The organism is Njordella aestuarii, from assembly GCF_056494165.1.
In genome coordinates, this window is sequence record NZ_CM151397.1 from 2,877,299 (window position 1) to 2,890,897 (window position 13,599).

Annotated in this window: 10 protein-coding genes; 3 read left to right on the plus strand and 7 right to left on the minus strand. The window is 52.2% G+C overall.

The window, feature by feature from the left end:
• Positions 1-59 precede the first annotated feature (59 nt).
• Positions 60-1,019 carry a tRNA dihydrouridine synthase gene (locus SH451x_RS11040; protein ID WP_479362903.1) on the minus strand — a complete coding sequence of 320 codons (960 nt, stop codon included), beginning with the start codon at positions 1,017-1,019 and terminating at the stop codon, positions 60-62.
• Positions 1,020-1,424: 405 nt separating this feature from the next.
• Between SH451x_RS11040 and SH451x_RS11045 the strand changes: the two genes are divergently transcribed.
• On the plus strand, positions 1,425-2,594 hold the full coding sequence (locus SH451x_RS11045; RefSeq protein WP_479362516.1) for a BBP7 family outer membrane beta-barrel protein: 1,170 nt from the start codon (positions 1,425-1,427) through the stop codon (positions 2,592-2,594).
• 189 nt (positions 2,595-2,783) lie between these two features.
• On the opposite strand, the gene SH451x_RS11050 is transcribed toward SH451x_RS11045, so the two are convergent.
• From SH451x_RS11050 to SH451x_RS11060, 3 genes are all read right to left on the minus strand, one after another.
• On the minus strand, positions 2,784-3,656 hold the full coding sequence (locus tag SH451x_RS11050; protein ID WP_479362517.1) for a TIGR00282 family metallophosphoesterase: 873 nt from the start codon (positions 3,654-3,656) through the stop codon (positions 2,784-2,786).
• Between the two features lie 9 nt (positions 3,657-3,665).
• Positions 3,666-5,240, minus strand: a complete 1,575-nt coding sequence (gene rny, locus SH451x_RS11055; RefSeq protein ID WP_479362904.1) for a ribonuclease Y — start codon at positions 5,238-5,240, stop codon at positions 3,666-3,668.
• A 204-nt stretch (positions 5,241-5,444) separates the two neighbouring features.
• The gene (locus SH451x_RS11060) at positions 5,445-5,870 is read right to left on the minus strand and encodes a hypothetical protein (protein WP_479362518.1); all 426 of its coding nucleotides are present in this window, start codon (positions 5,868-5,870) and stop codon (positions 5,445-5,447) included.
• 463 nt (positions 5,871-6,333) lie between these two features.
• Between SH451x_RS11060 and SH451x_RS11065 the strand changes: the two genes are divergently transcribed.
• On the plus strand, positions 6,334-8,064 hold the full coding sequence (locus SH451x_RS11065; RefSeq protein ID WP_479362519.1) for a DUF1553 domain-containing protein: 1,731 nt from the start codon (positions 6,334-6,336) through the stop codon (positions 8,062-8,064).
• 2 nt (positions 8,065-8,066) lie between these two features.
• Positions 8,067-9,413, plus strand: coding sequence for a DUF1501 domain-containing protein (locus SH451x_RS11070; RefSeq protein WP_479362520.1), 1,347 nt, complete (start codon positions 8,067-8,069; stop codon positions 9,411-9,413).
• A 23-nt stretch (positions 9,414-9,436) separates the two neighbouring features.
• Here the strand turns inward: SH451x_RS11070 and preA are convergent, their stop codons facing one another.
• The 3 genes from preA to SH451x_RS11085 form a co-directional block, all read right to left on the minus strand.
• Positions 9,437-10,567, minus strand: coding sequence for an NAD-dependent dihydropyrimidine dehydrogenase subunit PreA (gene preA / locus SH451x_RS11075; protein ID WP_479362521.1), 1,131 nt, complete (start codon positions 10,565-10,567; stop codon positions 9,437-9,439).
• Positions 10,554-11,927: an aspartate aminotransferase family protein gene (locus tag SH451x_RS11080; protein ID WP_479362522.1), complete on the minus strand. Its 1,374-nt coding sequence runs from the start codon at positions 11,925-11,927 to the stop codon at positions 10,554-10,556. Before SH451x_RS11080 ends, preA begins: the two co-directional genes overlap by 14 nt.
• A gap of 78 nt (positions 11,928-12,005) precedes the next feature.
• Positions 12,006-13,589, minus strand: a complete 1,584-nt coding sequence (locus tag SH451x_RS11085) for a uracil-xanthine permease family protein (RefSeq protein ID WP_479362523.1) — start codon at positions 13,587-13,589, stop codon at positions 12,006-12,008.
• Between the last annotated feature and the right edge of the window lie 10 nt (positions 13,590-13,599).

Here is a 13,599-nt window from a genome sequence, read left to right on the forward strand (position 1 = left end):
ATTGAACGAAAGAGCACCGATGCGCCGCCCCGCCGAGCGCTGAAAGAATTGAACGCGGACTAACTCTGCACCGGCCCTGGTTCTTTCGGGAAGTAGTCTTCGACGACCTTGTAAAATTCGTCGGGAGTTTTTACGTGGCCAACATAGGTGCGGAAGAATCGCGCGCCGTTTTTGCCTTGAGCATAACAACATGCGTACTTCCGCATCAGCAACGTTCCTTTTTCAGGTCCAAACCGGTCTACCACCATCGCATAATGGCGCAGCATACAAGCCCGCTGCTCTTCCAGCGAAGGCTCTGGCGGAATCGGCAAGCCTCGTATCGCTGCGGCGGCTTGCGCAAATAGCCAAGGCTTGCCGAGTGCCGCGCGAGCGATCATGACGCCGTCGACGCGATACTTTTCAAAGGCCATCACGACCTCTTCCGCAGAACTCAAGTCGCCGTTACCAATCAAGGGCATGTCACCCACGACGTCTTTGATTTCCGAAATGCGATCCCAGTCGGCCGAGCCCTTGAAGAACTCTTCGGCGGTCCGACCATGGACCGTCAGAGCCGACGCCCCCGCCTTCCGCACTGTCTCCGCAACCAACAAGTGATTCATCGCCTTACGCGTACATCCCAAACGGATCTTGGCAGTGACCGGCGTCGGGTAGCAGGCCTCGACCAGCCGCGAGATAATTTCGTACATCCGTTCGGGCTGCCGCAAGAGATAGCTGCCGCTGTGCGCCTTCTCGGTTACCTGCTTAACGGGACAGCCAAAATTGATATCGACGACGCTTACGCCATACTCTGAGACCAGACGACGGCCGACTTTGGCCATGGTTTCAGGGTCGTTGTCCCAAATCTGAACCGCTAGCGGTCGCTCTTCGGCCGCGACACCCCACAACCGATCCGGATGCTCGCAGTCGTGCTCGTCCAGCCAGACAAAGCCCCGAGCGTTCACCATTTCGGTCGCTTGCAACCCAGCTCCACCGTAGCTGCGGACGATCTGTCGGTAGGCGAAATTGGTAAAGCCAGCCATCGGGGCTTGCAGAATCGGCGGGTCAACGAGGACATTTCCAATTGAAAAGGCGGGTGCGAAGGTCTTTGCGAGCGACAACGAATCAATTTCCTAAATAAATTTTGGGAACGGCGAATCATCTGAATGTTGCCGCAAACCGCTGTTTCGTCAAGCATTTAGCGAACGCTGCGTAAGATAGGCAGGCTGCGGACTATCTGGCATTCTCGGAATGATCGTTAGAAGCGGAATTTCCGTCAAGCTTTACCTAATACAACTCAACTTGAACGACTGATTGATCCGATACTACCAGCACAACCGAAAAGTGTGCAATAGACCAAACCGGACGGGATCGAGCGCCTGAGGGGGCCTCTCCGGTTTTGTTAGTGTTGCAAGATCATGAGCCCAATGCGACGGTGGAAAGATACTATGGCGTTGTTAAAGAACACGTTACGCATGCTGGTCCTAGCAGCAATGGCAGCAGCCGGGACATCCAGTATGGCCGATCAACCATACCATCCGTTTGCGGAACCGATGAGCTTCGATCCAGACTGGCAGTTTTTTGCTCCAGTTGACATCCAATCATTGGAAGACGCTGCGGCTCGTGAAAAAGCGAACTATGGCTGGTATGCAACCTACGAACGGATGCACGTTGGCCTAGACCGCCCGCTGATCGAACCCGAGAACAATAAGTTCGACCGGACTTGGGGTAACAAGTTTACCTTCGGTGTCATGGGCGACAATGACAGCGGGTGGGACTTCCAGTTCCTGAACGTGTCGGGTCCAAATACGTACACGGGCACGCGAAACATTCGTGCTAACATTCTCGCAGTAGATGGAGACAACATCTTTGATTTCCAAATATTCCGCGAACGCTATCCATTCGATCCGAACTTTGGCGATGGTACATATTTTGTCCGCGATAGCCTGAACGTCGCTTCGCTCAGCTCTTTCGAAGTCAACAAAAAGTGGCGACTTGCCCCGTACCAACATGGTGGTTTCCTCGAGCCACTAGTGGGTCTTCGATACATGGATTTTACAGACATAAACGTGGCCGACGGTTTTACAACCTTCACCAGCGCAGCGGGTAATCCCGTCGAATTGTTCAACACGAGCGATATCCGCAACCAGAACCGTATGTTTCTTGGACAACTCGGACTTCGATATTTCAGAGACGTCGGTAGAATGCGACTCTCGGGGGAAGCGAAAGCGTTGTTTGGCGGAAACTTCCAAACCGGTTCGGTGCAAACTCAGGAATACCAGTTCGAATACGGCGCGGTTGGCCCAGCAACTCCGCCCATCGATCCTACGATCATAACAGAACCTGTCAATATTCTCTCAGACGCTCCAGGGCTCAATGACAAGTTTGTGTTCGGTCTCGATGCTAGACTCGATGCGTCCTACATCCTAACACGAAACATAGCGTTCCGATCAGGTGTGTCACTACTCATGATCGGTGACGGGATTGCTCGCGGTTCGCAGATTCGAGGCATCTCGGACGGCTTCAACCAGCCACTGATCTTCGGACCGTCCGCAAGCTTCGTACAACAAAACTTGATTATGCCAGGTATCAGCTTCGGATTGACTCTGAATCGATAGTCAAACTCGAACGAAATATAAAAAACAGAGGCCGGCTCATCCCAAGATGAGTCGGCCTTTTTGCATTCTGTCACTCAATGTTAGCGGCATCGGCGCAAGCCGTCCGGTTCTGTCGTGATACCAAAATACACCGGAGGGCTTGCGCCCTACCGCTTTTGTGTTTGTTTCAGAAGAATTCGGCAGTACAAACTAAAGATTCTTGGCCAACTGCTTGGCATGGGATTCCCAAGTGGCCAGCAACTCGAGCTTCCACTGGAAGCGAGCAATAGCAACGCAAACGCCAGTGTCGGTATCAAAGTCACCATAACAGCCCGTGATTCGAACATCGTCAGTGGCAACATGAAACGCGGTCGGTTCAAAGCTAACGGTAGCTTCCAGCACGGCCTCGACGCTACGTCCCAAAATACTTCGAAAGGGACCTGTCATACCAACGTCTGTCTGATAGGCAGTACGCTTTTCCATGATATGTTCATCTGCCGTTGCAACATGAGTGTGAGTCCCGAATAGCCCACTCACTCGACCATCGACATACCAACCCATGGATTGTTTGTCGCTAGTCGCTTCGGCATGCAAGTCAACAAGCTTGATCACGCCGAGCTTTTCTTCTGACTTTAGCAATCTATCGATCGCCGCAAACGGACAGTCAACGGGCCGCATAAACACGCGACCCATCAAGCTTATGACACTCACCTCCACACCGTTGCGTGCAGTGACCGTCGTGAAGCCTTTTCCAGAAGCTTGACTGGGGAAGTTCAGCGGGCGAACAAGTCGATCGCTCTCGCCCAAAGTGGTCATGATCTCCTTCTTCTTGAAGACATGATCGCCGAGCGTTATGACATCATAACCAGCTCGGATCAGCCGCTCGAATTCGCGAACTCGCAAGCCAGTTCCGTCGGCAGCATTCTCGCCGTTCGCAACAAGGAAGTCCGCTTTCATCCGCTGCCTAAGCCACGGCGCTGCCAGCTCCGCGATGTGCATTCCCGGTTTGCCGACGATATCGCCTACCATGACACATCGCATGCAATTAGGCGACACAGGAGGATAAACATCTGCAGGTTGCATTTTAGATCGCTATCGAGCCAATTCGGTAAACCGAGTTTCACGTACGACGGTCACTTTGATCTCACCAGGATATTGTAGCTGTTGCTCGAACGCCCTTGCGATGTCGCGGCAGATTTTCGCAGCCGCAGCGTCGTCGGTCTGATTCGAGTTGGCGATGACCCGCAGCTCTCTACCAGCTTGTATCGCAAACGCTTGCTCGACGCCGGAGAAACTTCGAGCGATGGTCTCAAGCTCTTCCATGCGTTTCACATAACGCTCTAACGACTCACGCCGCGCTCCCGGACGCGATGCACTGCAAGCGTCTGCTGTTGCGACCAATAGCGTGTAAGGGTATTCGGTCGTCAAAAGGTCGTGATGGCCCAGAGCAGCATGCACAACGTGTTCATTTTCATTGAATCGCTTCAGCAAATCGGCGCCAATTTTTGGATGACCGCCTTCTGTTTCATGATCGGAAGCTTTTCCAATATCATGCAACAAGCCGCATCGACGCGCGAGCATCGGATCAAGTCCAATCATTTCCGCCATCATGCCCGACAGAAATGCAACTTCAATGCTGTGCTGCAGGACGTTCTGTGAGTAGCTGGTTCGGAAATGAAGCCGACCGAGCACTTCAAGTACGCCGCGCGGTACATTGTTGATGCCGACTTCTTCTGCAGCTTCTTCGCCACGTCGCAAGATAAACTTCTCAATCTCTTTCTGCGTCGTAAGCGTTATCTCTTCTATACGAGCTGGATGAATGCGTCCGTCTGTGATCAGCTTAAGTAACGTCTGTCTAGCGACTTCGCGGCGGACTGGGTCAAATCCGCTGACGATCACCACGCCCGGCGTATCGTCGATGATCACGTCCGTGCCCGTAGCCTTTTCAAAGGCGCGAATGTTGCGACCCTCGCGACCGATGATGCGACCCTTCATGTCGTCATTAGGAATATCGACAGTGCTAGTCGTGTTTTCGGCAGTGTGTGCCGATGCATAACGTTGCATTGCCGTCAAAATTATATCGCGAGCTTTTTGGTCGGCCTGCTCATTCACGCGACGCTCATGTTTTAGCAGCACACTTCCAACTTCGCTGCTGAGCTCCTTTTCGAGGTTCGTCATCAGCATTTGAACCGCCGTATCCTTGGATACTCCGGCAAGCCGTTGGAGTTCGTCGTTCTGTTTTTCAATCAGCTGCGAGTAGACTTTACTGCGCCGATTGGCGTCCTCCATGCGGTCTGCGAGCTTGCGTTGATTCTGTTCGACCAGTTTCTCCTGTTTGCGGAACTCATCGGTCGATTGCTTAAGCTGCAGTTCACGGATCTCAACTTGCTTTTCTCTCTTCTGCAGTTCGTTCCGCTGAGCCGAAATATCGGAATCGAACTTACTTTGCAAAGTCAGCAGCTTCTCTTTCTTTTCAAGTTCCGCTTGCTTGACAGTATTCGCAGATTCGATCTTCGCCTGCTCCAGAATCGCAGTTGCCTGTGACTTTGCATCGCGTCCGCGAAGAACGTTCAGGCCATGATAAGCGGCTGCACCCAAGAAAGCCGCGACTGCAGCAACAATGAGAGTCACGATGGTGCCTGTGCCGCCACCGTCGGCAGCGAGCATCGTGATGTCCGCAAAATTTGTGAGGATTATTTCGGCATTCCAGCCTTGATAAGTATTGAAAGTTTCTACCACGATCGTATTCCTTGGTTTCGTGGTAGCAGCCTCATCCAACTTGGCCGCTCGATTCGGATTGTTTCAAGCTAGTTCGACGAACAACTGCTACTGACTATTTCTATGTTTGGAACGAACCCAACAACAGAAGTGTCAAACCGAACAAACAACCGCAACAAATCGACGATGCAGAAGAACGCAATCGCAACGCGACGAAAATTTTGCAAACATTTCGACGCCTAGCAGACGAGCAATCTTTGTATCTTCATCCAGCCGTATAGCACCGTCGGGCATCGTGAATACGCGAATGCCGAATGTCCGGCAAAATCGGAGCCTCATTGACGAATTCTTAATCGTTCTCGGCATACGATTTCGCGGAATCTCCACCAGTCCACGCAGGCAATTTTTCGCGCCCGACGCAGCTTGGCCTGTTCCGATGTGTTCGCACAAATATTCACGCTTGAGTGCCGTTTGACCACTCGCGTCGATGTCGCGCACCGGAAACTTCAAGGCGATGCGAACCAGTCTGATTGAAATCAGCCGGGACACCGCAATGAGAGAAAGGAGTAACTGGATCATTTGTTGGTTAGTTCGGTCAGAACACCGCTCACACAACCCTGGAATCCGGCGAGCATATTCGCAAGCCGTTGATTCGTGTTGGTGTTGAATTCGAGTTTACTGAACAACTTAAATGAAGCGTCCGATGTCTCTTCCGTGGTCGCAACTCTTTCCTACCGCTCAAATCTTCCCAAATAATGTCGGGACTCATCAAGTAGTCAGGTCATGCTGCTGGTTCTAAACCACGTGCCATCGCGAGCTTACGGCCCTATGGTATCAGCCACCGGGGGCCTCACGCAATCGGGGAGGATTTTAGTTTTTTTCCCAAGAAGATGCTCGATCGCCCGAATAACGTTTAAACTTGATAAGTTCCTGCAAGCTACACTGCCAAAAACAATCCAGAATTGTGGTAGCAAGCCAAAGTTCAAAGCTTGTTGACCGCGGCAATACGCAACCGGCTTCCCTCAGTTAAGGCGATGTCACGATGAAATGGAGACAAATATGCATTGCGTCGGCCATGCTCGTCAGTTTCCTAGCAATGATGCTAGCCTTTCTCGCTCCGCATAAATACGATTCGCCGTTCGAAAAAACCAAGACGACTCCGGTTTCTCGCTTGCTGGGTTCCAATCCGAACAGGCCAAGCGTTCCGCCCGACAGTCGAATCTCAAACTCGAACTTCACGGCGTTCGACGAAAGTATTCGCGAGATTGCCGCTACCGAATCTTTAGAACTCGCGCCCCAAGCCGACTGGCTGACCGCGTGTCGGCGAATCTCCCTGGCCCTCCACGGATCTGGAATGTCGATTCAAGACATCCATGAGCTCGAATCATTGCCCGAGTCTGAACGCGTTTCAACATTCCTGGAGTCGTGTTTGGCTGACAATCGTTGGTCCTACTACTGGGCAGAGCGATTTACACGAGCATTCGTGGGCGACAATGAAGGTCCATTTTTGCTTTATCGACGTCGTAAGTTCCGTATGTGGCTCGCCGACAATTTTCAAGCTGATCGCCCTTACAACGAACTCGCATCTCAGTTGGTCAATGCCAACGGTTTGTGGACAGATCATCCCGAAGTCAACTTTTACACGGCGACCGCTGATGGAGAGGAAACCAACCGCGCTGATCCCATTCGCATTGCAGGCCGGACGGCGCGAGTGTTCTTAGGGCAACGCATCGACTGCCTTCAATGCCATGACGACTTTCTAGGGACGACCAATTTCGCAACCGATGAGGGGGAGCGTCCAGGAACGCAGATTGACTTCCACCACTTGGCGTCATTCTTCGGGGGTGCTTCGTTCACCAATCCATTCTCTGGTTTAGTAATCGACGATCGTCCTTATGAAGCCATCCTGCTAGGCGATTCTGACCCTTCGGTAATCAAGCCGTCGGTTCCGTTTGACGAAGAAAACTTCAACGAAGATCTACCGCCGCGTGAAGCATTTGCGGCGTGGCTGACCGGTTCGCATAACAAGCACTTTGCGCGAGCAACGACGAACCGGTTGTGGGCTCTCATGACAGGGCGGCCTCTCGTGGATCCCGTCGATCACATTACAAATAATGCATTGCTCTTTGAACCGCTCAACCTGCTCGCGGAACGTTTTGTTGCCGATGGCTATAGCTTTAAATCTCTGGTGCGGACAATTGTCATGACGGAGGCTTTTCAGCGATCGTCTCGCTCCGATTCCTTTGAACCAACGACCGCTCACGAGAACTGTTTTGCTGTCTATCCTGTGAGTCGCTTGCGGCCGGAACAAATCGCGCTGTCGCTCATCCAAGCTACCCAAATCCGTCGCATGTCGGACGATGCCAATATTCTCCAGCAACTTACGCGTAATGACACAATAAATAACTTTGTCAGAGACTTCGGCGATCTCGGCGATGCTGAACTCAATGGCCTCGCGCCTACTGTAACACAACGACTCCTGCTCATGAACGGAGCTGCGATCGACGATGCGACGAAGCACGACTTAATCGCCAATACGGTCTCTAGGATCGGCGCATTTGCTAAAAATGAAGACGAAAAGATCGATCGGATCTATCTTTTAACACTTAACCGCTATCCTTCACCAACCGAACGCGATGCCGTTCGCCGCGAATTATTCGACAGCATGACTGCCGATGAAACCTCCGATCGTCAGAGCGATGAAATTATCCGAGCCTGTGGCGACCTCGCCTACGCGCTTCTCAATTCAGCCGAACTCCAGTGGAACCATTGATCATGAAACGATCTGCAATAGAACATCCGGGCTGTCGGTCTCTCCATGATTTTTCCCGTCGACGAATGCTTTTGTCCACCGGCGCACTTTCGGCAACGATGCTCTCGCCATGGACTGTCGTCGCTGAGCAACTGGCGCGCGAACGAACTGATGTGTCGGAACTCGGCTCTCCTGGCCAAGCGAAAGCGTTGATCATTGTATGGCTGCAAGGTGGACCAAGCCAACTCGAAACTTTCGATCCACATCCGAATAGCAAAATCGGTGGTGACGCGAAATCGATTTCTACAACCGTCAAAGATCTGCAGATCGCCGACAGCCTTCCAGCCGTCGCTGAACAAATGCACTTGGCTACTCTTGTGCGGTCGATGGTTAGCAAAGAAGGTGACCACGAGCGTGCTACCAGCAATTTTAAAACTGGGTGGCGACCGGAGCCGACGCTGCTGCATCCTTCCATCGGATCGGTACTGGCGCACATGAGCGAGGACAATATCGATTTGCCTCGTCACATCTCGATCCTGCCTGGTCAATGGCCCTCGCGTGGCGGTTTCCTTGGCCCGCAGTACGATGCGTTCACAATGTACGATCCAGCATCGCCGCTGCCAAACTTGACCAGTGGCATTGACGCTGAACGGCGAGCGAATCGCTTAAAAATGATGAGCGATATTGCTGATCAAGAATTCAAACGCGGACGCATCCCCGATCTGGATTCCATGCGGCTTCAGCAAAAAACGACCACGAATCGCGCCGTCGCCATGATGGATACAACTCAACTAGAGGCATTCGACTTAACAAAAGAAGCCAAAGACGTTCGGGACACATTTGGCGATACCGCCTTCGGACGAGGTTGCCTTGCCGCAGTGCGATTGGTGCAACAGGGCGTAAGGTGCGTCGAAGTTGAACTGGGCGGTTGGGATTCACACGCGAACAATCACAACTTTCAGTATGCTCGCGCTAAAGACTTGGACGGAGCCCTCGCGTCGCTTCTCAAGCTGTTAGAAGAACGCGAAATGCTCCAGAACACGATTGTGTTATGCAGCGGTGAGTTCGGCCGGACACCTTCGATTAATCCCGCCGGTGGTCGTGATCATTGGCCCACCGGTTTCAGTACACTGGTAGCTGGCGGTCGTTTCCGCCGCGGATATGTCCACGGCGCTACGACATCAGAACTGATCGATTTTGAAGTCAAAGACAATCTCGACAAGGTCGTCAATGATCCGGTTACCATTCCGGAGTTGCACTCAACAATCCTTCATGAGTGCGGGGTCGATCCTGCGGTAGAAACCATGACGCCTATCGGTCGCCCCATGGTGTGGAGCGAAGGCAAAATTCGCACTGAGCTGTTGACCTGATTTGGCTGTCAACGAGAGCCTGTTTAACCTCGGGCTAGCGCATCGCTTTGGTCTACAAAGTCATCGCCGTCCCATTCTGCGTCCGCGCGGATCATCTTCTTGCGATCGTGCTCGGCTTTCTTGGCTGCGCGTGCTTCGGCCTGGCGTCGTACCAAATCTGCATGCGTCGTAAAGAACTGCAGCGAATGACCGCGGAAATCGTCAAGCGTTTCAAATTTATGCTTCTCCATAAACTCGAGCAATTCTTGACACATGCCTTGAACGCAACGGTATCCCATCTTCATCACTCCGGTACAAACCTGAACCGTGTTGCTGCCCAAGAGAATGAATTCCGCAGCGTCTTTGCCAGTTTCGACGCCGCCCATCCCACTGAGTGTTTTACCAGGAAACTCGTCTCGGATCATCGTTGCAATCTCCATACACATCCGAAGTGCAATCGGCTTAACGGCTTGGCAGGAATATCCGCCGGGCGTCGTGTAGCCTTCTACGGTCGGTTCGGGCCGTAAGGTCTCAAGGTCGACTCCGATTACGCTGCGAATTGTATTGATCGCTGCGATTCCATCGCAACCTGCGGCTAGGCTGGCTCGCGAAGGGTCTTCGATGCGCATAACGTTTGGCGTCATTTTGGCCCAGACCGGGATCTTTGCGACGTCCGATACCCAGCCACAAACTTCGGACAGGATCTCCGGACTTTGCCCCATCGCGGCCCCCATCTTTCGCTCCGGCAGTCCATGTGGACAGGACATATTAAGCTCAAACGCATCTACTCCGGCGTCTTGGCAACGCCCAATCATCTCTTGCCAAGCGTTCTTGTTATATTCCTCCATCACGGAAGCAATCAAACACCCCGTTGGATGCGAGGACTTGATTTGTTTGAACTCTTCGATCCATGTCTCGAAAGGACGATCGCTTATCAGTTCGATGTTCTCCCAACCGTATATTTCACCGCTTTCGCGGCTGCGTAGACGGTGGTAGCGCGGCTGCACGTTGACGACCTTGGAGGAATCCAAGCTGACAGTCTTGCAGATCACTGCGCCCCAGCCTTCATCAAACGCTTTGCAGATTACGTTTGCGTTTGTTCCAGGCGGGCCAGAACCGATTACAAACGGGTTGGGAAGTTTAAGTCCGTTGACGGTGGTTTCAAGCGTGGGCATTTTTTTGACTCATTTCCGATAAGACTTCATCCAGCATGGACACCAAGTAAAAAGCATCATCTTTTGTGATACACATCGGTGGCTTGATGCGTAACGTATTGCCCATCAAACCTCCTTTGCCGACCAAAACTTGACGCAGCTTCATCGCTTCCATTACTTCTGCTGCTTCCGAAGTCGCTGGTTCTTTTGACATACGGTCGCGCACGAGTTCAACACCAAGCATCAAACCCATCCCTCGGACTTCTCCGATCAGCGGATGCTTGTCTTGCAAGGCTAACAATTGGTCTTTCAAATACGCCCCGACGATCAGAGAATTTTCCTGCAGACCATCTTCTTCGATGACCTCCAGCGTCGCTAGACCTTGTGTCATGCTGATCGGATTTCCGCCGTAAGTGTTAAAATGAATCTTACGCTTCATCATCTCAGAAATTGGTTCAGTCGTCGTCATGGCACCCAGTGGAGCTCCGTTCCCGATACCTTTCGCCATCGTAATAATGTCTGGCGTAACGCCCCAATTTTGATGAGCCCAAAAATGCGTGCCCGTCCGTCCAAAGCCACCTTGTACTTCGTCGGCAATGCACAAGCCTCCATGCTGACGCACGATACCGTAAACGATCTCAAAAAATTCTTTCGGTGGCGTGACTGCGCCACCAACTCCTTGGATCGGTTCGCCGATAAAACACGCGATTTGTCCCGAAGTCTGATATTGGATCACGTTTTTGATGTCGTGTGCGCACTTCATTTCGCACGATGGATAGGTCAATCCGTAGGGGCATCGATAACAATAGCCTGGATGCGTGTGATGAATGCTCGGTTGCGCATTCGACTTGAACTTCCAGGTTCCGTGAGCTGTAATCCCCATCGTGGCAGAAGTACCGCCGTGATAGCCGTTTCGCAGAGCGACGACATCCGTGTTACCGGTATATTCGCGAGATGACAAAATCGCGATCTCATTTGCCTCGCTACCGCTATTCGTAAAATAAGTACGCGTAAGTCCGTCAGGCATGTGACTCGCCAGCTTTTCGGCGAACTGCGCGATCGTCGGATGTAGGTAGATTGTGGTCGTATGTTGCAGCTTTCCAACTTGAGCTCGAACTTTCTCTGCTACCTTCGGATGGCAATGCCCGACGCTGACAGTGACAATTCCGGCAAATGCATCTAAGTATCGCGTTCCTGTTTCGTCCCATACATATTGCATGTGTCCTTCGACAACCATCAAGGGCTCTTTGTAGATGGTAAAGACGCCAGGCGAAACAAACTGGTGACGCAACGCGATCACTTCGGATTTTGTCGGGCCATCGTAAGGCTGCGGTCGATGATCGCAGATCGGTAGGGACATAGATTTGCTGTCAGTTGCCATTGAACTATCCGTCTGTTCGTGCCTTAAAAAGTATTCTTTGTGATCGGAAGCTTCCCAGTTCGTCAATTTCTTAGCATGTCATTTTGCCGGTTCTAAATCAACGTCAGCTACCTGAGGAACTAACGTACCAGGGTGGATTTCAGGTTCCAGACCGCGTTCCAACAGACTGCCGGGGATCAAATTGTCTAAAGTCAATCCAATAATCGCTGCGACTGCCATTCCGGTGGTACCAATCGCCAAAACCAAGGATTGCACCCAATCAGTCATAAACGCGATATCGTTTTTTCCATTGCCATATTGTCCAAAATAAAATGGAACGCTCAAACCCATGAATAACGCGAAGCCACCAATGAGCAAGTTTCGATCGCTGTCCAAATCTGCTTTAGCGAACTGACGCACTCCGACGGCTGCGATCAGCCCAAACAGCACACAGTAAAGTCCTCCCACAACTGGCTGAGGAATCGCTGCTGCGCACGCGCCAAACTTCCCAAAGATTCCTAGCAGTATAAGCATCACGGCCCCGATCTGTACCACAACGCGACTTCCGACCTTAGTCAGTCCAACCAAGCCGACGTTTTCACTATAGCTTGTCGAGCTGAATCCACCGAAAACTCCGGTTAAACCGCATGCGATTCCTTCCATTCCAATGCCTCGTGAAATTTCTTCTGGCGTGGGATCACCGCCGCCGGCAAGATTCTTGCAAGCATGGTAGTCGCCAAACGATTCTATCATGGATGCCAAGTAGCCTGCTAAAACAGCGATCGTTGCAGCGAACCCAAACTGAGGAAGTCCCCAGGGTAAGAAAATATTGCTCGTGCGCACCCAATCCGATTTTGCTACTGCGGACAGGTTGACATAGATGGGATGTTCTGGTGTAACGGATCCGCTGATCGTAAACAGACCGCAAACTCCAACGCTCACCAGAATTGCCAGAAGCATTGGGAAGAGCTGAAAGAACCGATGCTTGCGCGAGAGGACAAGGGAAAATATAATAATCGACGCCATCGTCAACAGCGAAATCGGCCAGTTAGTTGCCGCCACTGTCGCACCTGCTCCTTGGAATAAGGCTAATCCGATCAGCATAATAACTGGACCAATCACGACCGGAGACAGGTATCGCCGCAAAACCCCCATGACGCCCGAGAACCCAATGACGGCTTCGAAGACCGCGCCGAGTATCACAGCGCCGGCGATGTTCTGCATGCCAAATGCCCCGGCGGCTTGCCACTGTTGAATAAGGCCCGTCACTTCTTCCCCACTCGCAGTCCCTGCAATGACGGTCTCCCAATTGGGTGCTTGCGTAAGTTGCGATTGCGCGACGATGCCGAAGAAGGCCGCCAGGAAAGAAAACGAAACGCCTTGAATGATCGGCAAACGCGAGCCGACGGTAGATTGCAGCAAGGTTGCAATGCCACTGCATAGCATGACGCTGGAAATGAGTGTCGCTTTGTTGGTCAACTGCAATTCTAGCAGGCTGTTTCTAAGCTCTTCTGGTAACGTTCCAGGCACGGGCCACAGCAATGGACCAAAGATCAGTGGCACGGCGACTGTCGAACCGAACATGGTCAGTACATGTTGCAGCGCCAGAAGTATTGAGCGCGTGAGCGGCGGTCGGTCGTCAAGGCCATAGACCACCGAACTTTGGATTCCTTTACTCGTCATACTGAAGCTC